A 25,590-nucleotide genomic window follows, 5' to 3' on the forward strand; every position below is an offset into this window, starting at 1 on the left:
CGACTCTGGCATAGATTGCACGAAGACGCACATGAATATCGGAGCCGACGTTTCTGCACCGACTCCCAGGGGTACCGCCCGACGGACCAGTCCTGCGGCACGGAGAAAAACCGATACGGAGAAAACACTGTGGCGATCACCGACATCAAAGAATATGCCCACCTCACCGAGGAAGACGTCGAGGCGCTCGGGCGTGAACTGGACGCCATTCGGGTCGATATCGAGGAGAAGCGCGGCGCGCACGATGCTCGATACATCCAGCGGACAATCGCGTTTCAACGCTCTCTGATGGTGGCCGGCCGCATCGTCTTGTTCGCCAGCAAGAAGAAGCCCGCCTGGATTCTGGGGACTGCGCTCCTGGGGGTCGGCAAGATCATCGAGAACATGGAACTCGGCCACAACATCATCCACGGCCAGTGGGACTGGATGAACGATCCCGAGATTCACTCGAGCAACTGGGAGTGGGACAACACCTGCCCGTCCTCGGGATGGAAGCACTCGCATAACTTCACTCATCACAAGTTCACCAACATCGTCGGTCTGGACAACGATGTGGGTTACGGAATCATGCGCGTAACTCGAGATCAGAAGTGGCACGCCGACTATCTCTTTCAACCGATCACGAATTTCGTGCTCGCGACACTGTTCGAGTGGGGCGTGGCACTGCATCACCTGGAAACGGACAAACTCCGCAAGGGCGAGGTGAAGTGGTCCGAGAAATCGGACATGGCCAAGGACGTCGGAAAGAAGATCGCGCGGCAGGTGACAAAGGATTACATCCTGTTCCCCGCTCTGACCGGCCCGGCGTGGAAGACCACGTTGACGGCGAACGTCGTTGCGAACCTCATCCGAAATTACTGGAGTTACGCCGTCATCTTCTGCGGGCACTTCCCCGACGGTGCCGAGAAGTTCACGCTCGAGGAATTCGAGAACGAATCGCGCGCTCAGTGGTACCTACGGCAGATGCTGGGCTCCGCCAACTTTCACGCCGGCCCGGTCATGGCCTTCATGAGCGGCAACCTCTGCTATCAGATCGAGCATCACTGCTTCCCGGATCTGCCGAGCAACCGGTACTCGGAAATTGCGGTGCCGTTGCGCGACCTGTGTGACAAGTACGACCTCCCGTACACGACCGGGCCGCTGTGGAAGCAGTACGGATTGACTCTGCGCACCATCTGGAAGTTGTCGCTGCCCAACAGGTTTCTCTCGGCATCCCAGGACGACGCTCCGGAGACGCACTCGGAGTTGAAGTTCCGTATCCGAGGCGGTATCAAGGAAGTGTTCGGCGTCGATCCGCAGACCGGTAAGCGGCGTGGCTTGCGAACAGCGATCGCAATGGTCTCGAGCTGATCAGTCAGCGCTTGTGCGCCATCGAACGAACCACGAGATCACCGGTCGACTGGATTGCCTGCACCAGCACGATCAAGATCACGACTGCGACGAACAGCACCGGTGTGTTGAATCGTTGGTAGCCGTACTTGATTGCGAAGTCGCCGAGTCCACCGGCGCCGATGGCACCTGCCATGGCTGAGAAACCGATCAGCATCACCGCAGTCAGGGTTGCTCCGGCTACAAGTCCTGGAACTGATTCGGGTAGTAGCACTTTGGTGATGATGTCCTTGTCGGTCGCGCCCATGGACCGTGCTGCCTCGACGCGCCCGGAATCGACCTCACGCAAGGCGTTCTCGACGACGCGGGCGAAGAAGGGCACCGAACCGATGGTCAACGGCACGATCGCTGCCGTGGCGCCGAGCGCTGTTCCGACGATCGCCCTCGTTGCCGGGATGAGGAGGACCAACAAGATGACGAACGGCAGCGAACGGCCGATGTTCACCACGGTGCCCAGAACCGAATTGAGGACGCGGTTGGGACGGATTCCGTCGGGAGCGCTCGCGTGCAACAGAACTCCGAGCGCAATACCGATGATCACGGTGAGCACGAACGAGACGCCGACCATGTAGAGCGTGTCGAGTAGGGCTTCCCATGCTTCGCCCAGGGAATCCTGCCAGGACGTCTTGTTCATGAGAACGTCACCTTCACTCCGCGCTGCGAAAGATGTTCTTCGACAGACTTTCTTGTCTCTTCGTTGCTGGTGAGTCCGGTGTGCGAGGCGAACTCCACGCGAAGGCGACCGACCTGATGAGTGCCGATGTTCTCGATACCTCCGGAGATCACCGTGACGTCGACGTCGAGATCTCGCGAGAGTTGGGAAATCACGGGCGAGGTGGACAGTGAATCGACAAAGGTGAGGAGTGCGGGAATTCCGGTCAGGGTAGTTCGCACCGTTCCGGTCGGCAGTAGTGCCTCGCCGAGTGGCGATCCCGGGTCCGCGACCAGTTCGGTGAGAGTTCCCTCGTCGACGATGCGGCCCTGATCGATCAGAGCGGCGCGGTGGCAGATTCGTCGAACCACGTTGAGTTCGTGGGTGATCAGAACAATGGTGACACCGAGGCGTCGATTGAGATCGGCGAGTAGATCGAGGATCGAATCGGTTGTGTCCGAGTCGAGGGCGCTCGTGGCCTCGTCGCACAGGAGGACGTCGGGTGAAGCCGCCAAGGCCCTCGCGATCCCGACCCGTTGTTTCTGGCCACCGGACAGTTGCGAGGGGAAGGCGTCACGTCGGTCTTCCAGGCCCACCAACTCGATCAGCTCGTCGACGCGGGCACGTCGATCTGCCCGCGAGTATCCCGCCACTTCGAGAGGGAAGGCGATGTTGGCGGCGACCGAACGGGAATGCAGCAGGTTGAAATGCTGGAACACGACACCGATCCGCTTGCGTGTGTCGCGCAGTTGCGCTGGGCTCAACGCGGTAAGATCGGTGTCGCCCAACAGAATCCGGCCACTGGTCGGGCGTTCGAGCAGGTTGAGGCAGCGCAGCAGAGTCGATTTACCGGCGCCGCTCTTGCCGATGATGCCGAAGATTTCGCCGTCTTCGATTTTCAGGGACACGGAATCGAGTGCATGCAGAACTTTTGTGCCGCTGCGGTATTCCTTGGAGACCGATTCGATCGAGAAGACCATGACGGGTCTCGCTCAGGTGGCGCTGGCCGGAATGACCGAGCCCTGGTAGGTCTGCTCGATGAACGTCGCGACGTCGGTGGACGTCAATGCCTCGGCCAACTTCTGCACTCGCGCATCGTTTTCGAGGGAGGTGCGTACGGTCAGGACATTGGCGTACGGGTTGCCCTCGGCCTTCTCGAGCACCAGGGCGTCCTTGGCCGGGTTGAGACCACCTTCGATTGCGTAGTTGCCGTTGATGATTGCGAGATCGACATTTCCGTCGTCGAGCGTGCGCGGCAGCTGCGGGGGATCGACCTGGGTGAACGTGAGTCCCTTGGGGTTGTCGATGATGTTCTTCTCGCTGATCTGCGTGATGTCCGTGCCGGGAGCGCCCAACTGCTGATCCAGCTTGATCAATCCGGCCTGCTGCAGCAGGTACAGCCCACGGGCGAAGTTCGTCACGTTGTTGGACAGCGCCACCGTTGCGCCTTGGCGTAGGTCGGCCACGTTGGTGACCTTCTTGGAGTATGCACCGAGCGGCTCGACGTGGACTTTCGCCACTGCGACCAGGTCGTCGACACCCTTCTCCTTCGACCACGATTCCTGATACGGCACGTGCTGGAAGAAGTTGGCATCGGTGTCGCCGGCTTCGAGCACCTCGTTGGCGTCGAGGTCGCCGGTGATCTCGCTGACCTCGATCTTGGTGTCGCCGAGCAGGCCCTTTTCTTCGACGAACTTCAGGATCTCGGCATGCGGAACCGAAGAAGCGACGACACGAAGGGGCGCGTTGGCGTCGGAGGAGCTGTCGCTCGAGCACGCTGCGACGGTTCCGACTGCGACGGCGGCCACTGCGAAGGCAGCGAGGAATCTTCTGGTGCGCGAGCGTGACATGTGAATCTCCAAGACATAGCCGAACGCACGCCGAGATGGCGTGACAGTTGCTGAACGCTAGCCCGGTAAACCTCCCGTGAGGAGATACAGAATCACCGCGATTTTTTCATGTACCTATTGTCCGAGCAGGATGACCGGAACGTCCTCGGCGAAATCGACGACCAATTCGCGACGCGAGAACAGCCAGGTGCCGTCGACCTTTTCGAAGCTGTCCTGGTAACGGATCTCGATCCGGTTGTCCCGGTGACCGTCGCCCCTCGGATAGATGTGGTGAGCGGAGCAGTAGGCCTCACCGTGTGCGGTGGTGGGGCTGTCGAGGTCGAGGATCTGCTGCTCGACGATGTGCCGCGTCGAGTGCAGATGTGAGACGGCATCGACCACGGAACTACTGACGACGGAGTTTCCACGTATCTCCGTCGGCGCATCGGTTCCGTTCAGTGCCGGCGGCAAGACGAATGCCGCATCGTCGGTGAAGAGAGCGGCAAGTGCGGTGGTGTTTCGGCGGTCGACGGCCTGTGCATACCTGGCGGCCAAGTCGGTGAGAGCGACGCGATCCGAGGAGTCCATGCGCATATCTCACCCTATGTGACGCCGCTCATGTTTCGGCTTCCCGCTCATCGAGACATTCACAGCGCCCACCTGGGCATCTGGTTAGCGTCCAGGCCAAGAGTTGCCAGCCATGAATGCCATAGGAGAAACAGCGATGGATCTGAGGGAATCGCCCGAGCAGCAGGAGCTCCGCAAGGAGTTGCGCGCGTACTTCGCGGCGCTGCTGCCGGAAGAGAAGCGTCGCGCGGCCGGCGAGCAAGGTGTGGGCGGCGAGTACTTCCGCGAGATCGTGAAGTTGCTGGGCAAGGACGGCTGGCTCGGCATCGGCTGGCCGAAGGAATTCGGTGGACAGGGACGCTCCATCGAGGAGCAGTTCGTGTTCTTCGACGAGGTTCAGCGCGCGGGACTGCCGTTCCCCTTCGTGACCGTCAACACCGTCGGCCCGACGTTGATGAAGTACGGCACCGAAGAGCAGAAGGAACGTTTCCTGCCCGGCATTCTGGCCGGCGACATCGTCTTCGCCATCGGATACACGGAGCCCGAGGCCGGCACCGACCTCGCGTCACTCAAAACTCGTGCGGTTCTCGACGGTGACGAGTGGATCGTCGACGGCAACAAGATCTTCACCAGTGGCGCCAATACTGCCGACTACGTGTGGCTGGCCTGCCGCACCGACGCGGATGCCCCCAAGCACAAGGGCATCTCGATCCTGATCGTCCCCACCGCGGACGCAGGCTTCGAGTGGTCACCGATCAACACCGTCGGCGGCTTGATGGTGACGTCCACGTACTACTCCGGAATTCGCGTCCCGTCGAAGGACGTTGTCGGTGAGGTCAACGGAGGCTGGCAGCTCATCACCGCGCAGCTCAACCACGAGCGAATCGGCCTGGCGGCCATCGGTGGCCGTACCTACGGTCTGTGGAACCTGGTCCTGGACTGGGCCAAGGAAAACGGCGCCATCAACATCCCCTGGGTCCAGCAGGATTTTGCGTGCACACACGCCAAGCTCGAGGCCATGCGACTGCTGAACTGGAAGATGACGGCCGCCGTCGCACAGGACACGCTCTCCGGGGCCGACGCCGGTGCCACCAAGACGTACGGCACCGAGACTCATGTCGACGTCTATCGCACCCTGCTCGGAATTCTCGGCTCCGCCGGACGCATCCGCCCCGAGTCCCCGGGCGCTTTGCTGGCCGGTCAGATCGAACAGATCTCGCGTCAGGGTGTCGTGAATACCTTCGGCGGCGGCGTCAACGAGGTTCTGCGTGACATGGTCGGCACCATCGGGCTCGGCTTGGTTCGCGAAAAGAGGGTCAAGTGAGCGACATTTCGGCGCAACTCGACGCTTTTGTCGGCCAGACTCTGGTTCCCACTACCTGGGGACCCGACGAGGTCAACATCCCCATGATCCGGCATTGGGCCGAGACCATGGGCGATACCAACCCCATCTACCTCGACGACGACGCCGCCCGCGCCACCGGACGCGACGGCGTCGTCGCTCCCGCTCAGATGCTCCAGGTCTGGATCATGCGGACGTTCACCGACAAGATGGCGGGCAACGACCCCTCGCAGGTGTGGACCGATCTGATCGCCACCCTCGACGCAGCCGGTTACTCCTCCGTCGTGGCCACCGATTCCGATCAGGAGTTCTTCGCCGAACTGCGCCCAGGCGACCGCGTGAACTACACCGAGGTCATCGAGTCGATTTCGCCGGAGAAGAAGACCGGACTTGGCGTCGGGCACTTCGTCACGACGCTCAAGACCTACCGCAACGGTGACGACCAGGTTGTCGGCACCCAGCGGTGGCGGACGCTGCGGTTCAAGCCTCAGGAAGCTGCTGCGCCCGAAGCACCTCGTGCACTGCGTCCGCGTCCGGCTCTCAACGCGGACAACGCTTTCTGGTTCGAAGCCGCCAAGGAACACCGTCTGGTGATCCAGCGCTGCACGTCCTGCAAGACGTTGCGTCATCCCACCGGCCCGATGTGCGGGGAGTGCCAGTCACTCGAGTGGGACACGATCGACGCGTCGGGCCGGGGCACGGTGTACAGCTTCGTGGTCAATCACCACCCCAAGATCGACGCGTTCGACTACCCGCTGATCGTTGCGGTCGTCGAACTCGAAGAGGGAACCCGATTGATCGCCAACATGGTGGGCATCGCGCCCGAAGATGTCGTGGTCGACATGCCCGTGGAACTTGACTGGATCGACGCCGACCCGGATCTGACGCTTCCCGCGTTCCGGCCGGCCGTACGCGAGGAGCACTGATGGACTTCAATTTCAGCGAAGAGCAGGAAGCAATTCGCGCACTGGCCGACGAGGTCTTCACCAGCAAGGCGACGATCGAACGCACCAAGGAGATCGAACTCTCCACTGAGCGCGTCGACCGTGAACTGTGGCGTGAACTCGCGAGCACCGGGCTGCTCGGAATCGCACTGCCGGAGGAGTTCGGCGGCGGCGGGCTCGGATTGTCGGAGCTGTACGCGCTGCTCGAACAGCAGGGACGTCACGTTGCGGCCGTGCCGATCTGGGAGACGACCCTTGCGGCATTGGCTGTCAACGAATTCGGCTCCGATTCCCTTCGCGCCGAACTCCTTCCGGGAGTTGCCGACGGCAGTCGATTCCTGACGATCGGGCTCGAAGAATTCGGCCCGTACACGGGCGGCGACCCACTGACCACGGCTGAGCAGGACGCCGACGGCAATTGGACCGTGACGGGTGAGAAGGCAGTAGTGCCGATGACTCACATCGCGAACCTCGCCCTCGTCTCGGCAACCACGTCCACCGGTACGGCATTGCTGCTGGTGGACCTCAGTGCCGAAGGAGTGACGCTCGAACAGACGCAGTCCACCAACTGGGAGATCTGTGCCAACGTCACCTTGGCCGGAACGCCGGCGCAACTCATCGGCGCGGCCGACGGAACCACGGTTCCGTGGCTGATCGACCGAGTCGAGCTGGCATTGGCCGCAATTCAATGGGGCGTCGGATCGGGCGCTGTGGCACAGGCCGTCACGTACCTGAACGGCCGCAAGCAGTTCGGCCGTCCGCTGGCGACCTTCCAGGCCGTCAATCATCAACTCGCTGACTGCTACATCGATCTCGAAGCGATGCGCGTAACACTGTGGCAGGCTGCCTGGCGCATCTCCGAGGGACTGGATCTCGGCACCTCGGTACTGGTCGCCAAGTGGTGGGCCACCGACGGCGGACAGCGCGTCGTGCATCGCACCACGCACGTCCACGGCGGCATGGGCGTCGACACCGACTACCCGGTTCACCGTCACCTGCTGTGGGGTAAGCAGATTGCCGCCACCCTCGGGGGTTCCAGCTCCGACCTCGCGCGACTGGGTGCGCAGCTTGCGTCCGGTGTGGAGGTGCTCGCATGACTGTTCTCGTCGGTCGTAGCTACGCGGACATCGAGGTCGGCGAGGCTCTCCCCGAGTTGGCGATCCCGCTGACCCGCACATTGATCGTCGCGACCGCTATTGCCACCCGCGATTTCCAGGACGTGCACCACGATCCGAGCCTGGCGCAGGAACGCGGCTCCAAGGATGTCTTCATGAACATCCTGACGAGCAACGGTCTTGTCGGCCGGTACGTCACGGACTGGGCCGGATCGGCATCGACCCTGCGCCGCATCGCCATTCGTCTCGGCGCACCCAACTACCCGGGTGACACGATGACGATGACCGGCGAGGTCGTGTCCAAGGAAGACGGTGTTGTCGTGGTCAAGGTGCAGGGCGCGAACAGCCTCGGCAACCATGCATCCGGCACCGTCACAGTCGCTTTCAAGGAAGAGGGGAGGCCCTGATGGCGATCAGCCCGCTCTCGGGAGCCGCCGCCATCGTCGGCATCGGATCCACCGAGTTCTCCAAGAACTCCGGCCGCACTGAACTGCAGTTGGCGTGTGAGGCCATCGTGGCCGCGCTCGCTGACGCCGGTATCGATCCGTCCGAGGTAGACGGACTGTCCACCTATACGTCGGAGACCAACGGCGAAGCCATCGTGGCTCGCAACTGTGGCCTCGGTGAGCTGAAGTTCTTCTCGCGCATTCACTACGGTGGCGGCGCTGCGTGTGCCACGGTGCAACAGGCCGCTATGGCAGTTGCGACGGGTGTTGCCGACGTAGTGGTCTGCTACCGCGCTTTCAACGAGCGCTCCGGTGTGCGGTACGGCCTTGGCCAGCACGATCGGCCCATGGACAGCACCGCCGACCGCGCGGCATATGCTTGGATGACTCCTCAGGGATTGTCGACTCCCGCTCAGTGGGTCGCGATGTTCGCCCGTCGATACATGCACCAGTACGGTGCGACGAGTGAGGACTTCGGACGAGTTGCAGTGGTGGCGCGCAAGCATGCCGCCAACAACCCGGCTGCTTGGTTCTACGAGCGTCCGATCACGCTCGAGGACCATCAGAACTCGCGCTGGATCGCCGAGCCGCTGCACCTGCTCGACTGCTGCCAGGAAACCGACGGCGGCCAGGCATTGGTCATCGTCTCTGCCGAGCGCGCAAAGGATCTGGCCAACAAGCCCGTCGTCATCAAGGGCGCCGCTCAGGGCAGTAGCAAGGATCAGCACATGATGACCAGCTACTACCGTCCTGACATCTCCGGTATTCCGGAGATGGGCCTGGTTGCTCGTCAGCTGTACGGCCAGAGCGGCCTGACCCCTGATGACATCAACGCAGCGATCCTGTACGACCACTTCACCCCGTTGGTGCTTCCCCAGCTCGAAGAACTGGGCTTCTGCAAGCCAGGCGAGGCCAAGGACTTCATCCGCGAAGGCAACCTCGAGATCGGTGGACGCCTGCCGTCCAACACTCACGGTGGTCAGATCGGCGAGGCATATCTGCACGGCGTCAACGGAATTGCCGAAGGTGTGCGATTGGTCCGAGGCACGTCGACCAACCAGCCCGAGGGCGTCGAAAACGTATTGGTCACAGCCGGAACAGCAGTACCCACCAGCGGTCTCGTTCTCGGCGCTGGTTGAGAGAGGAAAAGACAGTGACAACTTCGGAAGCTGCGAAGACCGCCGGCGATTGGCGCGGAGCCGATCTCGGGACCCGCACCGTCTCGTACACCGAGCGCGACGCGATCCTGTACGCACTTGCCTTGGGCGCCAAGGCAACCGAGCTGGACCTCGTCTTCGAGGATCAGCTTCGGGTACTGCCGACCTTTGCTCTGACGCTGGCGCAGTGGGCCCCTGACGCGCTGGGGTCAGCGGGAGCCTTCGACACCAAGACGGCGCTCCACGGCTCGCAAGAGCTGAAAGTGCTTGCCCCGCTTCCGCGTAGCGGTGACGTGACCTTGAAGGCTTCGGTCGGCGAGGTGTGGGACAAGGGTGCGGCTGCGGTGTTCGAGGTCAGGGTGGAGTGCGAATACTTCGTCGCGACCTGGTCACTTTTTGCTCCCGGTGCCGGTGGATTCGGCGGAGAACGTGGACCCTCACGTCCGGCGGAGCCGACGGGCGAGCCTTCGCTCACCGGTGTGCTGACCACCGCGGAGAATCAGACAGCGATGTACCGCCTGCTGGGCGACAAGCACCACATCCACATCGATCCCGAGGCTGCGGCGCGGATCAACCAGCCGCGTCCGATCATGCACGGACTGTGCACGTTGGCCGCCAGCACGCTCGAACTCGCTCGGGTCGCCGGAGTGCATCCGGCAGACCTCGTCAGCCTCGACGGCCGATTCGCTGCGGCAATCCATCCGGGTGAAGCGCCGTCCATCGTTGCGTGGGGAACTCCCGACGACCTGGCGTTTCAGGTCAATAAGGGTGATCAGGTGGCGATTTCCGGTGCACGAGTGAGCTTCTCCACTCACTAGTCCCTCCATACTCAACTGCGGGGTGCTTGACCTCTCGTCGCACCCCGCAGTTGTTCGCACGAAGAAAGCAGCCCCTGAGCGCATTCGCTCAGGGGCTGCTTTGTGAGTGATTCAGTCCTGATGGGTCGCCATGTAGCGAGCCGGGTATTCGCCGCCGCCGTGGACGGCGATGTCGGCACCGTTCACGTACGAGGAGAGTGGGCTCGCCAGGAACAGGCAGGAGTTGGCGATATCGGTCGGCACGGCCATACGCTCCATCGGAATGGTCCTGGTGACAGCAGCGCCGCCGTCGGCACCGTAGACCTCGGCGGCTGCCTCCGTGCGGATCAGGCCCGTGGTGATGTGGTTGATCCGGACCTTGGGCGCCCATTCGAGGGCCAACGCCTTGGTCAGGACGAGGAGGCCCGCCTTGGCTGCGCTGTACGCCGCGGTTCCGGGCTGCGGATCGATTGCCGAGACGCTGCCGATGTTGATGATGGCACCGCCGTCGTCCTGCGTCTGCATCACTGCGTTGGCAGCCTGGGCAACGTTGAAGGGCGCCAACAAGTTCAGTGCCACGATCTTCTCGACGAAGCGGGGCGACACCGTCGCAGCATCGGCGTCGGGGGAGCCGCCGGCGTTGTTGACGAGGACGTCCAGACGGCCGAAGCGCTCGACGGCGTCCTGGACGAGGGCTGCGGCGTCGGCGGGGTCACGGACGTCCGTGGCGCGAAAGGCTGCGCTACGACCGTCGGCCGTGGGCAGAGTTTCGGGTTCGTTGCGGCCACAGACCAGCACGTTCGAACCCGCGGCGAGGAAGGTTTCGGCGATGACGAAGCCGATGCCTTTGGTGCCGCCGGTGACGATCACCGAGCGTCCGCTGAAATCGACGGGGTTGGGCAGTGTCACGGTGGAGCCTTCCTGGTGCAGTGCCGAGCTGAATTGCCGCCCAATGTGATTGACGCGACACGGTCGCACACCTTAGGGTCAAGCAAGTGCTTGGTTGTTTTGTAGGTCGAGTGTAGACGACAAACACCGGCAGTCACCAGAATCGACCGGTCGCTCTCGCAAAAGGGCCCCGCACGTCGACGGACATTGGAGTAGTCACATGGGCAAGCTCGAAGGCAAAGTTGCACTCATCACGGGTGCGGGTCAGGGAATCGGGCAGGGGATCGCCCTGGCCTTGGCCAAAGAGGGCGCCGTGATCGCCGTTGCCGGCCGTACCGAATCCAAGTTGCACACCACCTGCGGACTGCTGGCTGACATCGGTGCACGCGGAGAGGCAGTGGTCTGCGACGTCAGCAAGAGGGACGACATCACCGCCGCCGTGGACCGTACCGTCGAACTGTTCGGCGGAATCGACATCCTGGTCAACAACGCCAACGACTGTAAGCCCGGCCCGCTCTTGAGCGTGCTCGACGAAGACTTCGAGCGTTCCTTCGCGACGGGCCCACTCGCCACCCTGCGCATGATGCAGGCGTCGTACCCGCACATGAACAGTCGAGGGGGCGGCGTCATCATCAACATGGTCACCTCGGCGGCCGTGCGCTGGGACGCCAGCAACTACGGCGCCTACGGGTCCATCAAAGAAGGAATGCGCTCGTTGACCCGCGCCGCAGCCTGCGAATGGGGCAAGGACAACATTCGAGTTCTCAACGTCGCCCCGCATGCCAAGACCCCCGCGTTGCAGTGGTGGATGGACAAGAATCCGGAAGAAGCGGCGGCTTTTGTCGCGGGTATCCCGCTGGGTCGCGTCGGAGATCCCGAGACCGACATCGGTCGTGCCGTCGTCTTCCTCGTCAGCGAAGACGCCGGGTACCTTACGGGCGCAACGATCCCGCTCGACGGCGGTCAGTCGCGCTGGGGCTGACCGCCATCGACTCGGTCAGGTCATCACGGCGCCGCCGTCGACGGCAATCGTCTGCCCGGTGACGTTGCGAGCCTTGTCGCTGAGCAAGAACGCGACCATTTCGGCGATGTCTCCGGGCGTCTGGGCTCGACCCATCGGAACCATCTGGGCGACAAAAGAATCGAAGACGTCAGCATCGGAAACATCTGCGAGCGAGGGATCGCGTCGGCGCAGTTCCTTGATGGTTCGAAGCCACATGTCGGTGAGGATCAGTCCGGGCATGACGGTGTTCGAACGGAGTCCTCGAGTCGCGCCGATCCTGGCGACGCTGTGACTCATCTCGATCACGGCGGCCTTCGACGGTCCGTAGTGCGCGAGCATGTCACCGCCCAAGCGGGCACCGATCGAAGCGATGTTGACGATCGCTGCCGGCCCCTCAGTTCTGCTGACGAATTCGCGGCACATCAGGAAGCTGCCCTTGGTGTTCACGGCAAACGTGTTGTCCCACTGATCCTCGGTGATCTCGAGGAACGGCGTGAAGACGCCGATTCCGGCGCCGTTGACGAGTGCCGTCGGACTTCCGATCGACGTCGCCACGTCGAACGCGTTCTTGACGTCGCCTTCACGTCGAACGTCGCATCGTGCCGTATGGACCGCTACGCCAAGGCTTTCCAGGCGTGCTGCGGTGTCGGTGAGTGCAGCCTCTTCGATGTCGAGGAGAAGCAGGGTGCCGAAGTCCTCGGCAAGGCGCTCGGCAATGGCGGCGCCCAACCCGGCAGCTGCGCCGGTGACAAGCGCTACCGGCGCGCTCACGGCAGGTGCGTTTCGAGCAGTGGGGCAAGCAGTTCGGCTGCGCGTGCCGCCGTGATGACCTCGCTCGGGTCCACCTTGGTCACGACTTTCGAAGCAGAATCTTCGTAGACATGCTCACCGATGAGTCGCCCCTGCTCGTCGTACGGCCAGACGAATGCCAAGGTCCGACGCACGAGATACCAACCGTCGGGGTCGATGTCCGACGACTGTTCGGGGGCTGCAGGGGTGGATCCACCCGATTCGTGCACCGCGCCGAACACCCCGTCTCCCAGAATCGATCCTGGGACGAATTGGCTGAAGAGGGTCTCACCCGAGAACCCGCTGTCGGAGACCGCGAAGTCGGACTGTCCGGTCCACATGACAAGGGTGTCCGTCTGGGCGAGTGACTGGTAGAAGTTGGTGACGGCGTCCATGCCGTCCAGAACAATCGACTGCCCGTCCTCGAACAACCGGTAGACGGGTTCTTCGACGGTCATGTCGGGCGAGAGGATTTCCTTGTAGCGACCGGAGACCTCGAGCAACGCGTGGCGCCGGTAGTTTCGGAGGATCTTCTGGTGCCGCGGATTGTCGACGGTTTCCAATTGCTTTTCGACGCCATCCATCATGTGGACGAATTCGTGCTCGTACTTGCTCATCACATCTCCTGGTTTCGCAGATTCGGCGGGCTGTCCGGATCTGCGCCAACTGTGACCTGGCGAGGCATTCGCTGTACATGTAGAACTTCGTTCGACAATTGCCGGTTTGCTTAACTCTGCTGTTCAGATACCGTGATGGTCATCACTTTGTCGGTTAGTGACCGCCGAAAACAACCGAATGGACGGTAATGAAGAAGACGAGAAGAGGCGAAGATCTGAATCTGCGCTTGGTGTCCTCATTGCTCGTCGTCGTGACGGAAGGGCACTTCGGGCGAGCAGCAGATCGGCTGTTCGTCACCGCGCCCGCCCTCAGTCAGCAGATTCGCCGACTCGAGGAACAGGTGGGTGTCGAGTTGGTTGATCGCAGTTCGCACCCGGTGGTGCTCACCGCCGCGGGCGAGGTGTTTGTCGCGGATGCGCGACCCGCTCTCGATTTCGCCATTCGCGCGATGAACGGACTCGATGCGCTCGAGCGTCGGCGGGCCCGGAGATTGAGGATCGGATTCATCAATGGGGCTGCTGGAAGTTTGGGGCGTGCGGTGATCGATTCGTTGCACGCGGAGGTGGAACTGGTCCAATTGGATTGGTCCCAACAGGTTTCGGCGGTAGCGAGCGCGACCGTCGACGCGGCATTCGTGCGTCCACCGCTGCCGGTGCTCGACGGTGTGGTGCTCGAACGGATCGGCGTCGAGCCGCGGGTTGTGGCCCTGCCCCGGGGGCACCGGCTGGCGGGCCGTACGAGCATCGAGATTTCTGAAATAGATGGGACAGTGCAGGTTTCAAGTGACGGCGCACCACCCGAATGGGTGAAATGGTGGTCGGTGGACCCACGCCCCAGTGGTGTGCCCGTCCGGTACGGCCCCTCTGTCCGCACGATGGACGAAGCGCTCGAGGTTGTCGCCAACGGTCGAGCGGTGGTGATAACGGCAGCAACGATCGCCGAGTACTACACCCGCTCGGATATCAGTTTCGTGCGAATCTCCGACATCGAGCAATGTTCGATCGATCTGTGTACCCGCGAGGGCGACAGCAGTCCGGCAGTGATCGAGCTACGCAAAGCTGTTTCAGCCCTCGGTGTCGACAGGTGATTGCCGTGTCCTGATGTGATGCGCATGTACTCGGATGAAATGCGCATTCTTGCCGTCTTCGTTTTAGTCGGTTAGACTAAAACTATGAAAACGATCAGCACGGCACTTGAAATCGTCGAGGCAGCACGAGTTTCGGCCGATGTGTTCGGAGGAGTCTCCAGTGATCTCGACTCCCGCCGTGCTGCACAGCGTCGTTTTCATCGGCTTGCCTCCGCCATTCATCCGGACCGGGTGAAGCCCGAAGATCGGGTGCGGTACTCGGCCGCGGCGTCCCGATTGAACGAGCTTTACCGGAGTTGGACGGAGGAGTCCGAGCCGGCGGATTCTCGGCCCGCTTATATCGGAGAGCGGGGAGAGTACGCGTTGGGTGGACTGGTAGCGCGCGGGTCGGTCGCCAACCTGTACCGGTCCGATGCCGGTGTCGTACTCAAGATTCCGCGAAACCCTCGGTCGAACTCGATGATCGAGGCCGAACGGAATGTGTTGACGGACATCGAGAATTCGTCCGACGTCGGTTGGGCAGCCCCGTACTTCCCGCGGTTGATCGATCGAATCACCCATGTGGATGCCGGCACGAGACGTCAGATCGACGTGCTCGACGATCTGACTGAAGGTTTTGTGAGTCTCGCCGACGTTCGCGCCGCATATCCAGGTGGCCTCGATCCACGGGACTGGGCCTGGATGCACCGACGGCTACTTCGGGCTCTAGCGGCAGCGCACGCTACTGGTTGGGCGCACACCGCGATCACTGCGGACAACGTGCTGATCGAGCCTGATCGGCATGGGGTTGTGCTGGTCGGGTGGTCCTTTGCCACCCGCACGGGCAACCGCCCGGTGGCGACGATCGGTTCCGATCGTGATTCCTACCCACCGGAACTCGGCGAAGCAGCTTCGTCGGCTTGGGACATCTACATGGCTCATCGCTTGATGCTCCGAATGCTGGGCGAGCAGACCCACGAACGGATGAAGGCGTTTGCAAGCGGCTGCCTGCAGGACAACCCCAGGCTGCGTCCCAGTGCGATCGATCTACTGGGTGAGTTCGACGAACTCCTCGATCTTCTCTATGGCCAGCGGACATTTCGTCCGTTCGCCGTTCCCTCCACGAAAGGACAGTGATTGTCATGGGCTACGGACACTGGGACGACAACACCTATTTGGCGGGCAAGACTTTTCGCGCCGCACGCGGTGTCGATGACTTCGGCTACACCGATTCGCTCCGGTCGCGTCCGCGGAGCAGTTGGAGAGCGGACCCGACGCTCGACCCCTTCGGCGTCGACAAGCGTGAGTGCCGAGATTCGGACGGGCACCCCGATTCGCTGCCGATAGCAGTGCTTTTCGATGTCACCGGTTCGATGGGTGCGGTCCCTCGCATCATGCAGGACAAGCTCGGGAAGCTGCACGGACTGCTGCAACGCAAAGGATATGCCGACGATCCGCAGATTCTGTTCGGCGGTATCGGCGACGCGGATTCCGACCGGGTGCCACTGCAAGTCGGGCAGTTCGAGTCGGGAAACGCGATGGACGAGCAGCTTCGAACCATCTTCCTCGAGGGCAACGGTGGTGGTCAGAAGTCGGAAAGCTATGAATTGGCAGCATATTTCATGGCGCGCCACACCAGTACGGATGCCTGGGAGAAGCGGGGACGGAAAGGCTACCTCTTCATCATCGGCGACGAGTTGAACAAGCCGCGGCTCTCGGCTCGTCACATCCGTTCGGTGATCGGTGACAAGGTTCGCCAGGACGTATCGGTGCCGTCGATCTACCGTGAACTCGAAGAAAGATGGAACGTCTACTTCGTTCTGCCAGATCAGTCGTCGTACTTCAACGATCCGGAAATCGCGGATCACTGGAAGAAGTTGCTCGGTGAACGCTTCGTCAAACTCGACGACCCCGCCGCAGTGTGCGAATTGATCGCGCTGACGGTCGGAATCGGCGAAGATCGCATCGATTTGCGCGACGGACTGACGGATCTCCGCGACATCGGTTCCACGGCTGAAGCGGAGACCGTCGGAAAGGCCCTGGCTCTGATTCCACGACGTACCACTGCAACGGTGGCCGGGTTGCCCCGTGACCTCGGAACCGGCACGGACGACGTCGATTTCGTCTAGAAGGAGGAAGTCTGTGAACGCTTTCGAAGGTCGTGACGTCGTCGTCGTGGATCTCGGATTCGGCGACGCGGGGAAGGGAGCAACAGTCGACTGGCTGTGCTCCGAGCAAGCCGATCTCGGTGTGGCCGCCGTGGTTCGGTTCAACGGCGGAGCGCAGGCAGCGCACAACGTGATCGTCGGCGAGCGGCACCACACGTTTTCGCAGTTCGGCTCGGGTACGTTGTCCGGTGTCCCGACGTTTCTCTCGAGATTCGTGTTGGTCGAGCCCATCGCGCTCGCCCGGGAGGCGCGCGTCCTGGAGTCGATCGGAGTTCGAAGCCCGTTCGACCTCATACGTATCGACGCGCGCGCATTGTTGACGACGCCGATTCATGTCGCAGCCAACAGAGCCCGCGAGGATGCTCGCGGCGGCCACCGGCACGGCTCGTGTGGCAAGGGGATCGGTGAGACTGCGGCGTATGCGCTGGGCCACAGTGCGCCGACGGTGGGGGACTGCTTGCGGCCGGATTCCTTGCGTTTCAAGTTGTCGGCGTTGGCAGCCCACTACGGACCGTTGATCGCGGAGAGCCGCCACGGGTTTCCACCGATCGACGACATGGTCGACATGTACAGGGAATTCGGAGCTGTCGTAGACATTGCCGGCCCGGGCGCACTGGGCGGGTTGAGTGCCGGTGGTCGTCTGGTATTCGAGGGAGCGCAAGGCGTCCTTCTCGACGAGTGGCGGGGGTTTCACCCACACACCACGTGGTCGACAGTCGAGCCGTCTAATGCGCGAGCGATGATCGACGAGTTGGGTCGGGACAGTTACGTACTCGGTGTCACCCGCACATACATGACACGACACGGAGCTGGACCGTTCCCGACCGAGGATCCGGATCTGGCGAAGGTGTTGCCAGAGCTGCACAACGGGGCCGGTGAGTATCAAGGTGGATTCCGGATGGGTCACCTCGACGAGTTGTTGTTGCGCTACGCAATCGAGGCGAGCGGCGGTGTCGACGGATTGGCGCTGACTCATCTCGATGCGATGGATCGTGCGCGGGCCGCCGGCACCCCGATCCATGGAGTGCAGGCGTACGAAGGACTGTCATCCGTTCCCGTCGGGGAGTGGAAGGATCTCGATCACCAACAGGCGCTGACAGATTTCTTGAAAGCCGTAGGGGTTGTGCCGAAGGAACTTCCGGCCGACCCGGACGATTTCGCCTGGTATCTGAGCGAGGAAATGGGGGCGCCGGTGGTTCTGACCGCGGACGGTGCCGACCGGGCCGATCGCCAGGTGCGATGCCCAGTGCCTGCATGATGGATGGTGTGGACCAGTCACTTGTCTCGATCGATGTCATTGCGCTCCGGTTCGGCAATCCGGAGCCTGGGATGTTGCGATTTGCCGTCACGCCGCGGCAAGCGGAGCCGTACACCGGGCAGCTAGCGCTGCCCGGTGTGCTGCTGGGCGCCGGTGAGCGGTTGCAGGACGCCGCCAGGCGGGCGGTGACCACCAAGCTCGGAATTCCGGACGGGAAGGTCCTCGCCAGCGGGCAATTGACCGTGTTCGACGAGCCCAATCGCGACCCACGCGGGCCGACGCTCTCGGTGACCATGTGGGCAGTGATCTCGTCTGACGAGGTGCCGAATTCAGCCGAGTGGGTGAGCTGGGACAACCCGGGTGTCCTTGCGTTCGACCACAATCGGATAGTCGCCGATACCCGCCCGATCCTTGCAGACACCCTGTTGTGGCGAGATCAGGCTTTCACGCGTGCGCTGCTGGGACCGTCGTTCCCGGCGTCGTACGCGCTGGCCGTGGCGGAGGAACTTTCCGGTGAGCGTCCGGACCCGGGCAACTTGAACCGGACGCTCAAAGCGTTGCCAGGGCTGGAACGTACGGACGAACGAGTCCGGGTCAGTGCCACCGGGCGACCCGCGGTGGTCTGGGCGTGGACCGAAAACAGCTGACCTACCTCAGAAGTTGCCCCGCGCGGCCTGCTCACGCTCGATCGCTTCGAACAGGGCTTTGAAGTTTCCCAGTCCGAATCCCAGTGAGCCGTGGCGTTCGATGATCTCGAAGAACACGGTGGGACGATCTCCGATCGGCTTGGTGAAGATCTGAAGAAGATAGCCGTCCTCGTCGCGGTCGACGAGGATGCCTCGCTTCTGCAATTCCTCGATCGGAACTCGAACCTCTCCGATACGCGCGCGCAGTTCGGGATCCTCGTAATACGAAGCCGGAGTGGAGAGAAACTCGATTCCTTCGTCGACCAGAGCGTCGACTGCTCCGAGGATGTCGTTGGTCGCAAGTGCGAGATGCTGAGCGCCGGGACCTTGGTAGAACTCGAGGTACTCGTCGATCTGTGACCGCTTCTTCGCGATGGCAGGTTCGTTGAGTGGGAACTTGACTCGGTGATTGCCGCTCGAGACGACCTTGCTCATCAGCGCGGAGTAGTCGGTGGCTATGTCGCCGCCCACGAACTCGGCCATGTTGGTGAATCCCATGACCCGGTTGTAGAAGTCGACCCACTGGTCCATCTTGCCCAGTTCGACGTTTCCGACGACGTGGTCGAGGGCCTGGAAGATTCGCTTGGGCGCGCCGTCACGCTTGCGGTACGACGACGTCCGTTCGACGTATCCGGGAAGGTAAGGGCCGGTGTAGCGGGAACGGTCGACGAGGGTGTGCCGAGTCTCGCCGTACGTAGCGAGGGTGGCCAGGCGAACGGTGCCGTGCTCGTCGGTGACGTCGTGCGGTTCGCTCAGCACCGTCGCACCTTGGGTGATCGCGTGCGCGATGCACTTGTCCACGTCGGGGACGCTGAGCGCGATGTCGCGGATGCCGTCGCCGTGACGGCTGTGATGCGCGATCAATTCGCTCGCCGGATCCACAGCACCTTTGACGACAAAGCGCACGGCACCGCTCTTGAGTACAAACGCGTGGTGGTCGCGGTTTCCGGTGGACGGACCCGAATACGCCACCAATTCCATGCCGAATGCGGACTGGAAGAAATGTGAAGTCTGCGTGGCGTTTCCGACGATCCATTCGAGGCCGTCCCAACCACTCACCGGGAAGGGATCGTGATCGCTGTCGTACTCGACCAATCCGACCAACTGGCGTAATTGCTCCAGATCCAGGCCGGCCAACTGTTCGTCGTCGGTGAGAGTCTGTTCGACGGTCATGATGAGTCCCCTCTGAGTGCGAAGTACACAGTGCGGTGCTCGAGTTATGTTCGGCACTGCCAGTACAAACAGATAAGTCCTTCAAAGGTTGGGTAGTCAACGGAGGTAGTTGAAAGTAGACATAGCGCCGGAATCCGAAGATTATGGCACTGTTTTATAGGCAATATGCATAGTTGAATGACGAGTGGAGCAGACGTGAATCTCGACGCAGTGGATCTGGCTCTGTTGGACGCGATGAACAAGCACCCGCGTGCCGGTGCTTTGGAGCTCTCGCGTCAGGTCAAGGTTGCCCGGGCGACGGTGCAGGCGAGACTGAAAAGGATGGAAGATGCAGGCGTCATCGCCGGGTATGCCCCGCACATCAACTTGGCTGCAGCGGGTTTCGGGGTGCAGGCATTCGTGACTTTGCAGATCGCACAGGGGGCGCTCGACACCGTCACCACCGAACTCGAAGCCATACCTGGTGTTCTCGAAGCCTTTGCCACTACTGGCTCCGGCGACGTGCTGTGCCGGATTGCCGCTGCTTCGCACGAGGATTTGCAGGCGACTCTGCTCGAACTGAACCGGTCGGGGGTAGCCACTCGCTCGACCAGCGTCATGGTTCTCTCGGTTGTGGTGCCGCTTCGGTCGATGCCCCTACTTCAGACTTTGCAGTCGAAGCAGACGACCAAGGCTCCGGCGTATCGACACGACGGTTAGTCCCGCTGACGGCCCGGAGCCCAGAATCCGAGGACGATCGCGGATACCCACATGATCGCGGCGAGTGTGAGCGCTCCTTGGTCCATGCCTTTGATGAAGGCGTCACGGGCGAATTCAGCCAATTGTGCGCCTTGCGGTCCGGCTGCTTCGGCGACGTGAAGTGCAGCGGCCAGGGAGCCGGATACCGGCTCCCTGGCGGGTTCGGGCAGCAAATCGACCGCGGGCTGAACATGATTGCCGTACCCGGCGGCGAGGATGCTTCCAGCGAGTGCAACGCCGATGGCAGAGCCGATCTCACGGGTCGCGTCGTTGACTGCTGATGCAACGCCCTGTTTGGAGTCTGGTGCATTGGAGACGATGGCAGCAGTTGCTGGGGTTGTCGACAAACCCAATCCAATGGCGGCCACTACCAAGGGAACACAGACTTCGGCATAGGTCGAACTGGCATCCAAGCGCGTCAGGAGTGCAATTCCGGTTCCGAGGAAGGCGACTCCGGTTGCGGTGAGGGCGCGTAGACCGATACGCGGAATCAGCAGGGGCGCAACCACGGACAGGGCCATCACCGGCACGGCGATCGGCATGAGGGCTAGCGCCGATTGCAGAGGAGAGTAGTCGAGCACCAGTTGCAGATACTGCACGATCAGAAAGAACAGGCCGAAGGTCGCCAGGAACTGCAGTGTCAGTGACGCTGCGCCACTGCCGAATGCGCGGTTGGCAAACAGCCTGACGTCCAGCAGTGGATGGAGAGTGCGTAATTCGACCCAGCTGAAGACTGCCGTCATGGCAATTCCGCCGATCAGCAGAGCAAGGACCACCGGATCGAGCCAACCACGGGCGGGTGCCTCGATCATCCCCAGGACGAACAGTCCGATCGAGCCTGCGATCAGTGCGGTGCCTGGAAGATCGAGTGGAGTTGCCTCCGCGTCCTTCGACGTCACGATCGTGAACGACACCACGAGGATCAGGACGGAGACGACGGCCAGGCTGACGAATATCGAATGCCACGACCATTTTTCGAGGAGCAGGCCGGAGACGACCAGTCCGGCGATTGCACCCGAACCAGCCACTCCGGACCAGACTCCGACTGCGCGGGCACGCTGGGCCGGCGGAAAACCTGCGGTGAGCAAGGACAATGTCGCGGGCATGACAAATGCGGCGCCGACGCCGGAGATCACTCGGGAGACGATGATCCACGACGGTTCGTCCGCGAAGACCGGAATCGACGAGCCGGCGGCAAAAACGAGTAGTCCGAACATGAGAAGTTCGCGTCGACCGTAACGATCGCCGAGCGCGCCCGCCGGCAACAGGAGACATGCCAGTGTGAGCGTGTACCCGTCTACGATCCACGTGAGCTGGCTCTGTGTTGCACCGGTATCGCGGGCCAAGTCGGGAAGGGCCGTGTTGAGCGCGGCCATCGCTGCGACGACCAGTGCGACAGCGCAGCACGCGACCGTCAGCATCCAGATCTGTCGGATGGTCCACGAGGACTGTTCGAGCGTCGTATCGCTACTCACGAAACCTCCCGATAGAAACAAGACCATCAGTATCGTTACAAGAACGGCAGTTCCACAACCCCCAAGTGGGTATAACTGAAGTTGTGACGGTGGGAATCGACAAGCAGGAGATCGATCAGCGGGTCAGCGACGAGGATCCGCGCAAACAACGATCCCGGTCCAGGTTGCTCGACGCGGCGACCAAGCTGCTCGCAGAGGGCGGCGTGGACGCGGTGACGATCGATGCCGTCACCAAGTTGGCCAACGTCGCACGTGCGACGTTGTATCGCCATTTCGACAGTGGCACCGAGTTGCTCGCCGCGGCATTTGCTCGCCTGTTACCTCCGGTGCCGGAGATGTCCGGTGAAGGCGACCTCCGCACGCAGTTGCTCGAGTTGCTGACCAGTCAGGCCAAGGCCATCGAAAGCGCACCGATCCAGGTGACGGCGATGTGCTGGCTCGGCTTGGGGCCGGAACTGAAGGGCTACTCGAGCGTCGACGCCCTGTCCACGGACAAGCCCGAATTGCGATCACTGCGACAGACGGTCTTCGAGCAGTACCGGCATGCGTTCGATCGGATCCTGCGCTCGCCGGAGGCAATCGACGCGTTGGGCGAGTACGACTACGACGTCGCGCTTGCACAGTTGGTCGGCCCGTTGGTGCTCACCAAACTGGCGACGCTGACGCCTCTCGGGGAGGCCGCGTGCGAGCAGATCGTGGACGATTTTCTGGTCGCACGCGGGGTGTCGAGCTGACTCACGGCTCCAGATTGCGTCGTAGAACGTACTGTTCGAGCCTGTCGATTCCGCGCACTCGCCGCGGACGAAGGTGCCGCAGTTTGAAATTGGCGTCCGAGCCGAGCTGGTTGGCCAACTCGGAATCGATCAGCACGGTGCCGGGACGAGCGGAACTGGTCAGGCGCGCGGCCTTGTTGACCACAGAACCGTAAAGATCTCCGAAGCGAACCAACGTCGGACCCATGGCCAGACCGACCCGAAGCTGTGGATCGTCGTGATCGGCGAGGACGGCTTGCTGGATCTGCAAAGCGATCTCGGCGGCGTGGTGGGGACTTTCGGCGGCAAACATGACTTCGTCACCGACGGTTTTGACCACCCAGCCGTAGTTGCGCCCGATGATTTCGGTGGACGCCGACTCGAACCGCTCGAGCAGATCGTTGAGTTCGGCGGAGTCGAGGCCGCGGGTCAGCGAGGTGTACCCCACGATGTCGGCGAAACCCACGACCAGAACACGACTCGCGACTTCTTCGCCGGGGTTTCCGACGTTGCGGCCCGTCGAGGAGGCGACGTGACGCTTCCAGACGTACGTCTGCAGGGATTCGACCGCGGGGATGATCTCGGCGCCGAGGCTCAAAACGATCTTCCGGATCGCTTCGGGCTCGTGATCCGCCGAGTCGGCGAGCTGGTCGATGATGTGGGTGCTGATCAGCGAGACCTGCCACTCAGCCAACCTCGACATCGACTGCCCGAGTGAGCGGGCGGCAGCCACCTCACTGCTCTGCGAGATGACTCCTCGATTCACCATGTCGATGATCGTCTTGAGAGCGTTGGCGTCCTGCTGGGTGAACATGACTGCGTCGGGATCCTCGTCGACTGCAAAGCCCATCGCGACCCACAGACGATCGGCACGCTCACGTGTCACACCGGCGAATTCCGCGATCTGCGACTGAGTGAAGCAACGGGGCCCGCCGAGAAGAGACTCCTCGATGTCGGCTTGAATTCGGCTGAGCAGATGAGCATCCACGTCGACCGGATCAGCAGTGTGAGGTTCAGAAGGGGCGGGTTCGGTGACCTCGTCGATCCACTCTGACTCCGAACTGCTCACCGTGCTCCTTCTTGCCGCAACGAATTACTGTCCACCATCTTCCACGCGGTGCCCCGAGAACAGTACTGAATCGGCCGAACCGCCTCCGAATCCTCGGGCTCAGTCGGGCGGTGAGAGCAAACGCGTCGGTGGCTTGTGCAAGAGTTGCCCCGAGAAAAGCACTATCGATACTGAAATGCACCACATTCTTCTGAAAGGACTTGCGCATGCCACCCCGTAGACGTTCCGGCGCTGCCGCATCAACGCCGGATCACCTCACTGCGGAAAATCTGGCAGCGCTCGCCACGGCTGTCGCCGAAGGTAAGCGCGCCACCGTCTATCTGCGCGAGGCAACCCCCAGCTTGGGGATCGAAGCCGGTACCTCGGCGAAAGTCGTGTCGGTGGACGGCAATACCGTGCTCATCCGTCCCAAAGGCGTCAACGACGAATTGCCTTTCGAAGCAGAAGAATTGCGCATCAACCGTGTGTCCGCGTCACCGGCCAAACCGGCCCCGCGGCCCAAACCAGTTGTGGAGTCCGAACCCCTTATGGAGCCACTCGTAGAACCCGTTCGGCCCAAGCCGCGGGCGCAGGCTGCACCCGCCCCGGTGCCGGCGACTCCGCCGGTTCCTGCCGCGACACCTCGCCCGGCCGTCAAGCGTGCGAAGAAACTGCCGGCCGGCATCAGCGTCACCATCCATGCGGGCGCGGACAACGACTGGAGCGTGACGGTCACACAGGGCGCGAAGCGTCCGGGCAAAGCGGTTCCGGTTGCACCCGACGCAGTCGAGCGAGCTGTCCGCGAGTTGGGCGAGCCCACCGCCATCGAGGCCGTCGAGTCCATCATCGTCGCTGCGCGAGACATGGCTGCAGCGCGAGTCGACGAGTTGAGTCGTCAGCTAGAGGAGGCGCGCAAGATGCTCGAAGCGCTCGGAGCTACCGACTAGAAACGCTGCGTAGGTCCGCACTTTCCGGGGTATGCGTTTTTTGCAGCGGGGAGATTACCGGCGGAGAGATTGTGATGTTGCAGCGAATTGTTTCGGCTCTGGCAGCGTTGGTCTTGGCACTCGGACTCGGGTTCATCGTCAGCAGTAACGCGGTTGCTGCACCCACGCCCATGGGTGGTGGTTCGGGCATCATCATCGACAATCAGCTGGTCTGTACCTTGACCACCATCGGTCATGACAACGGCGGCAGACTTGTGGGCATTACCGCTGGTCACTGCGGTGGTCCTGGATCGTTCGTGATCCCGGAAAGCAACGAGGACGCGGGCGTGGTCGGCACGTTCGTCGAGTCGAACCCGGAGTTGGACTACGGGGTCATCCAGTTCGATCCGGGCAAGGTCACACCAGTTCGGACGGTGGGCGCGGCCACCATCACGTCGATCGGCGCTCCGGCCAGCTTCCCGGCCACAGCCTGCAAGGAAGGCCGCACGACCGGCACCACCTGCGGCGTCGTCTGGGGAGACCTGAGCGCCGACGCATCCACCTGGACTCAGATCTGCGTCGACCACGGTGATTCGGGAGCTCCGGTCACGGTCGGCACGACACTGGTCGCGATGGTGAACGCCTATCTCTGGGTGCCGTGCCTGGGGCCGGAACTCGGCACCAACATGACCTCCATCGTGGACACGATCAATGCCCACGGCGGAGTTGGCGCCGGGTACCGGCCCATCTAGCAGCGAGCTGGG

Annotated in this window: 27 protein-coding genes; 17 read left to right on the forward strand and 10 right to left on the reverse strand. The window is 62.3% G+C overall.

What is annotated here, in order from left to right; all coding sequences use genetic code 11:
• Positions 1-129: 129 nt before the first annotated feature.
• Positions 130-1,350: a fatty acid desaturase family protein gene (locus ACFQ6H_RS04180; RefSeq protein WP_378531539.1), complete on the forward strand. Its 1,221-nt coding sequence runs from the start codon at positions 130-132 to the stop codon at positions 1,348-1,350.
• A 4-nt stretch (positions 1,351-1,354) separates the two neighbouring features.
• On the opposite strand, the gene ACFQ6H_RS04185 is transcribed toward ACFQ6H_RS04180, so the two are convergent.
• The 4 genes from ACFQ6H_RS04185 to ACFQ6H_RS04200 all read right to left on the reverse strand — a co-directional run bounded on the left by ACFQ6H_RS04185 (position 1,355) and on the right by ACFQ6H_RS04200 (position 4,464).
• On the reverse strand, positions 1,355-2,023 hold the full coding sequence (locus ACFQ6H_RS04185) for a methionine ABC transporter permease (protein WP_007732650.1): 669 nt from the start codon (positions 2,021-2,023) through the stop codon (positions 1,355-1,357).
• On the reverse strand, positions 2,020-3,021 hold the full coding sequence (locus tag ACFQ6H_RS04190) for a methionine ABC transporter ATP-binding protein (RefSeq protein ID WP_378644144.1): 1,002 nt from the start codon (positions 3,019-3,021) through the stop codon (positions 2,020-2,022). The genes ACFQ6H_RS04185 and ACFQ6H_RS04190 overlap by 4 nt, the downstream gene beginning before the upstream one ends.
• A gap of 12 nt (positions 3,022-3,033) precedes the next feature.
• Positions 3,034-3,891 carry a MetQ/NlpA family ABC transporter substrate-binding protein gene (locus tag ACFQ6H_RS04195; RefSeq protein WP_378644146.1) on the reverse strand — a complete coding sequence of 286 codons (858 nt, stop codon included), beginning with the start codon at positions 3,889-3,891 and terminating at the stop codon, positions 3,034-3,036.
• 114 nt (positions 3,892-4,005) lie between these two features.
• Entirely contained in the window at positions 4,006-4,464 is a 459-nt protein-coding gene (locus ACFQ6H_RS04200) for a nuclear transport factor 2 family protein (protein WP_378644153.1), read from the reverse strand.
• 130 nt (positions 4,465-4,594) lie between these two features.
• On the opposite strand from ACFQ6H_RS04200, the gene ACFQ6H_RS04205 reads away from it, so the two are divergent.
• The 6 genes from ACFQ6H_RS04205 to ACFQ6H_RS04230 are packed head-to-tail and all read left to right on the forward strand — an operon-like array spanning position 4,595 to position 10,259.
• Positions 4,595-5,761: an acyl-CoA dehydrogenase family protein gene (locus tag ACFQ6H_RS04205; RefSeq protein WP_378644155.1), complete on the forward strand. Its 1,167-nt coding sequence runs from the start codon at positions 4,595-4,597 to the stop codon at positions 5,759-5,761.
• Positions 5,758-6,705: a MaoC family dehydratase N-terminal domain-containing protein gene (locus ACFQ6H_RS04210; protein ID WP_378644157.1), complete on the forward strand. Its 948-nt coding sequence runs from the start codon at positions 5,758-5,760 to the stop codon at positions 6,703-6,705. Before ACFQ6H_RS04205 ends, ACFQ6H_RS04210 begins: the two co-directional genes overlap by 4 nt.
• On the forward strand, positions 6,705-7,820 hold the full coding sequence (locus tag ACFQ6H_RS04215) for an acyl-CoA dehydrogenase family protein (RefSeq protein ID WP_378644160.1): 1,116 nt from the start codon (positions 6,705-6,707) through the stop codon (positions 7,818-7,820). Before ACFQ6H_RS04210 ends, ACFQ6H_RS04215 begins: the two co-directional genes overlap by 1 nt.
• Complete coding sequence (locus ACFQ6H_RS04220) at positions 7,817-8,245, forward strand: MaoC family dehydratase (protein WP_378644162.1); 429 nt, start codon at positions 7,817-7,819, stop codon at positions 8,243-8,245. Before ACFQ6H_RS04215 ends, ACFQ6H_RS04220 begins: the two co-directional genes overlap by 4 nt.
• Complete coding sequence (locus ACFQ6H_RS04225; protein ID WP_378531557.1) at positions 8,245-9,423, forward strand: lipid-transfer protein; 1,179 nt, start codon at positions 8,245-8,247, stop codon at positions 9,421-9,423. The genes ACFQ6H_RS04220 and ACFQ6H_RS04225 overlap by 1 nt, the downstream gene beginning before the upstream one ends.
• A gap of 14 nt (positions 9,424-9,437) precedes the next feature.
• Positions 9,438-10,259 carry a MaoC/PaaZ C-terminal domain-containing protein gene (locus ACFQ6H_RS04230; RefSeq protein ID WP_378644165.1) on the forward strand — a complete coding sequence of 274 codons (822 nt, stop codon included), beginning with the start codon at positions 9,438-9,440 and terminating at the stop codon, positions 10,257-10,259.
• 111 nt (positions 10,260-10,370) lie between these two features.
• Here the strand turns inward: ACFQ6H_RS04230 and ACFQ6H_RS04235 are convergent, their stop codons facing one another.
• Complete coding sequence (locus tag ACFQ6H_RS04235; protein ID WP_378542573.1) at positions 10,371-11,147, reverse strand: SDR family oxidoreductase; 777 nt, start codon at positions 11,145-11,147, stop codon at positions 10,371-10,373.
• A 199-nt stretch (positions 11,148-11,346) separates the two neighbouring features.
• Here ACFQ6H_RS04235 and ACFQ6H_RS04240 point away from each other — a divergent pair, with 199 nt between their 5' ends.
• Positions 11,347-12,108, forward strand: a complete 762-nt coding sequence (locus tag ACFQ6H_RS04240) for an SDR family NAD(P)-dependent oxidoreductase (RefSeq protein ID WP_378531563.1) — start codon at positions 11,347-11,349, stop codon at positions 12,106-12,108.
• A gap of 15 nt (positions 12,109-12,123) precedes the next feature.
• Here ACFQ6H_RS04240 and ACFQ6H_RS04245 read toward each other — a convergent pair whose 3' ends face one another.
• Together ACFQ6H_RS04245 and ACFQ6H_RS04250 are read right to left on the reverse strand one after the other, a co-directional pair.
• Positions 12,124-12,900 carry an SDR family NAD(P)-dependent oxidoreductase gene (locus tag ACFQ6H_RS04245; RefSeq protein WP_378644168.1) on the reverse strand — a complete coding sequence of 259 codons (777 nt, stop codon included), beginning with the start codon at positions 12,898-12,900 and terminating at the stop codon, positions 12,124-12,126.
• Positions 12,897-13,535, reverse strand: coding sequence for a hypothetical protein (locus ACFQ6H_RS04250; RefSeq protein WP_378644170.1), 639 nt, complete (start codon positions 13,533-13,535; stop codon positions 12,897-12,899). Before ACFQ6H_RS04250 ends, ACFQ6H_RS04245 begins: the two co-directional genes overlap by 4 nt.
• Before the next feature lie 188 nt (positions 13,536-13,723).
• Here ACFQ6H_RS04250 and ACFQ6H_RS04255 point away from each other — a divergent pair, with 188 nt between their 5' ends.
• The 5 genes from ACFQ6H_RS04255 (at position 13,724) to ACFQ6H_RS04275 (ending at position 18,675) form a co-directional block, all read left to right on the forward strand.
• Positions 13,724-14,623: a LysR family transcriptional regulator gene (locus ACFQ6H_RS04255; RefSeq protein WP_378644172.1), complete on the forward strand. Its 900-nt coding sequence runs from the start codon at positions 13,724-13,726 to the stop codon at positions 14,621-14,623.
• An 84-nt stretch (positions 14,624-14,707) separates the two neighbouring features.
• On the forward strand, positions 14,708-15,739 hold the full coding sequence (locus ACFQ6H_RS04260; protein ID WP_378542579.1) for a hypothetical protein: 1,032 nt from the start codon (positions 14,708-14,710) through the stop codon (positions 15,737-15,739).
• A gap of 5 nt (positions 15,740-15,744) precedes the next feature.
• Positions 15,745-16,731 (forward strand): hypothetical protein, encoded by a 987-nt coding sequence (locus ACFQ6H_RS04265; RefSeq protein ID WP_378542581.1) that lies wholly within the window; start codon positions 15,745-15,747, stop codon positions 16,729-16,731.
• A 13-nt stretch (positions 16,732-16,744) separates the two neighbouring features.
• On the forward strand, positions 16,745-18,028 hold the full coding sequence (locus ACFQ6H_RS04270; RefSeq protein ID WP_378644175.1) for an adenylosuccinate synthetase: 1,284 nt from the start codon (positions 16,745-16,747) through the stop codon (positions 18,026-18,028).
• Positions 18,025-18,675 carry an NUDIX hydrolase gene (locus tag ACFQ6H_RS04275; RefSeq protein WP_378644177.1) on the forward strand — a complete coding sequence of 217 codons (651 nt, stop codon included), beginning with the start codon at positions 18,025-18,027 and terminating at the stop codon, positions 18,673-18,675. The genes ACFQ6H_RS04270 and ACFQ6H_RS04275 overlap by 4 nt, the downstream gene beginning before the upstream one ends.
• Before the next feature lie 6 nt (positions 18,676-18,681).
• On the opposite strand, the gene hppD is transcribed toward ACFQ6H_RS04275, so the two are convergent.
• The gene (gene hppD / locus ACFQ6H_RS04280) at positions 18,682-19,887 is read right to left on the reverse strand and encodes a 4-hydroxyphenylpyruvate dioxygenase (RefSeq protein ID WP_378446760.1); all 1,206 of its coding nucleotides are present in this window, start codon (positions 19,885-19,887) and stop codon (positions 18,682-18,684) included.
• A 177-nt stretch (positions 19,888-20,064) separates the two neighbouring features.
• Between hppD and ACFQ6H_RS04285 the strand changes: the two genes are divergently transcribed.
• Entirely contained in the window at positions 20,065-20,586 is a 522-nt protein-coding gene (locus ACFQ6H_RS04285) for an Lrp/AsnC family transcriptional regulator (protein ID WP_378531577.1), read from the forward strand.
• Here the strand turns inward: ACFQ6H_RS04285 and ACFQ6H_RS04290 are convergent.
• Positions 20,583-22,127: an MFS transporter gene (locus ACFQ6H_RS04290; RefSeq protein ID WP_378542586.1), complete on the reverse strand. Its 1,545-nt coding sequence runs from the start codon at positions 22,125-22,127 to the stop codon at positions 20,583-20,585. The two genes, ACFQ6H_RS04285 and ACFQ6H_RS04290, sit on opposite strands and share 4 nt — an antisense overlap.
• Before the next feature lie 56 nt (positions 22,128-22,183).
• Between ACFQ6H_RS04290 and ACFQ6H_RS04295 the strand changes: the two genes are divergently transcribed.
• Complete coding sequence (locus ACFQ6H_RS04295) at positions 22,184-22,834, forward strand: TetR/AcrR family transcriptional regulator (protein WP_378644180.1); 651 nt, start codon at positions 22,184-22,186, stop codon at positions 22,832-22,834.
• Between the two features lies 1 nt (position 22,835).
• On the opposite strand, the gene ACFQ6H_RS04300 is transcribed toward ACFQ6H_RS04295, so the two are convergent.
• Positions 22,836-23,921 (reverse strand): adenylate/guanylate cyclase domain-containing protein, encoded by a 1,086-nt coding sequence (locus ACFQ6H_RS04300; RefSeq protein WP_378644183.1) that lies wholly within the window; start codon positions 23,919-23,921, stop codon positions 22,836-22,838.
• Positions 23,922-24,127: 206 nt separating this feature from the next.
• Between ACFQ6H_RS04300 and ACFQ6H_RS04305 the strand changes: the two genes are divergently transcribed.
• Complete coding sequence (locus ACFQ6H_RS04305) at positions 24,128-24,847, forward strand: DUF6319 family protein (protein WP_378446755.1); 720 nt, start codon at positions 24,128-24,130, stop codon at positions 24,845-24,847.
• Between the two features lie 74 nt (positions 24,848-24,921).
• Complete coding sequence (locus ACFQ6H_RS04310; RefSeq protein WP_064687707.1) at positions 24,922-25,578, forward strand: serine protease; 657 nt, start codon at positions 24,922-24,924, stop codon at positions 25,576-25,578.
• Positions 25,579-25,590 lie beyond the last annotated feature (12 nt).

This window comes from Rhodococcus sp. NPDC056506, assembly GCF_042794945.1.
In the GTDB taxonomy this organism is placed as follows: domain Bacteria; phylum Actinomycetota; class Actinomycetes; order Mycobacteriales; family Mycobacteriaceae; genus Rhodococcus_F.

Coding starts and splice junctions, on each gene's coding strand:
- ACFQ6H_RS04310 (WP_064687707.1), top strand. CDS start 24,922: ATGTTGCAGCGAATTGTTTCGGCTCTGGCAGCGTTGGTCTTGGCACTC.
- ACFQ6H_RS04275 (WP_378644177.1), top strand. CDS start 18,025: ATGATGGATGGTGTGGACCAGTCACTTGTCTCGATCGATGTCATTGCG.
- ACFQ6H_RS04200 (WP_378644153.1), bottom strand. CDS start 4,464: ATGCGCATGGACTCCTCGGATCGCGTCGCTCTCACCGACTTGGCCGCC.
- ACFQ6H_RS04250 (WP_378644170.1), bottom strand. CDS start 13,535: ATGAGCAAGTACGAGCACGAATTCGTCCACATGATGGATGGCGTCGAA.
- ACFQ6H_RS04240 (WP_378531563.1), top strand. CDS start 11,347: ATGGGCAAGCTCGAAGGCAAAGTTGCACTCATCACGGGTGCGGGTCAG.
- ACFQ6H_RS04265 (WP_378542581.1), top strand. CDS start 15,745: ATGGGCTACGGACACTGGGACGACAACACCTATTTGGCGGGCAAGACT.
- ACFQ6H_RS04215 (WP_378644160.1), top strand. CDS start 6,705: ATGGACTTCAATTTCAGCGAAGAGCAGGAAGCAATTCGCGCACTGGCC.
- hppD (WP_378446760.1), bottom strand. CDS start 19,887: ATGACCGTCGAACAGACTCTCACCGACGACGAACAGTTGGCCGGCCTG.
- ACFQ6H_RS04190 (WP_378644144.1), bottom strand. CDS start 3,021: ATGGTCTTCTCGATCGAATCGGTCTCCAAGGAATACCGCAGCGGCACA.
- ACFQ6H_RS04260 (WP_378542579.1), top strand. CDS start 14,708: ATGAAAACGATCAGCACGGCACTTGAAATCGTCGAGGCAGCACGAGTT.
- ACFQ6H_RS04195 (WP_378644146.1), bottom strand. CDS start 3,891: ATGTCACGCTCGCGCACCAGAAGATTCCTCGCTGCCTTCGCAGTGGCC.
- ACFQ6H_RS04305 (WP_378446755.1), top strand. CDS start 24,128: ATGCCACCCCGTAGACGTTCCGGCGCTGCCGCATCAACGCCGGATCAC.
- ACFQ6H_RS04225 (WP_378531557.1), top strand. CDS start 8,245: ATGGCGATCAGCCCGCTCTCGGGAGCCGCCGCCATCGTCGGCATCGGA.
- ACFQ6H_RS04205 (WP_378644155.1), top strand. CDS start 4,595: ATGGATCTGAGGGAATCGCCCGAGCAGCAGGAGCTCCGCAAGGAGTTG.
- ACFQ6H_RS04290 (WP_378542586.1), bottom strand. CDS start 22,127: ATGGTCTTGTTTCTATCGGGAGGTTTCGTGAGTAGCGATACGACGCTC.
- ACFQ6H_RS04285 (WP_378531577.1), top strand. CDS start 20,065: ATGACGAGTGGAGCAGACGTGAATCTCGACGCAGTGGATCTGGCTCTG.
- ACFQ6H_RS04185 (WP_007732650.1), bottom strand. CDS start 2,023: ATGAACAAGACGTCCTGGCAGGATTCCCTGGGCGAAGCATGGGAAGCC.
- ACFQ6H_RS04255 (WP_378644172.1), top strand. CDS start 13,724: ATGAAGAAGACGAGAAGAGGCGAAGATCTGAATCTGCGCTTGGTGTCC.
- ACFQ6H_RS04220 (WP_378644162.1), top strand. CDS start 7,817: ATGACTGTTCTCGTCGGTCGTAGCTACGCGGACATCGAGGTCGGCGAG.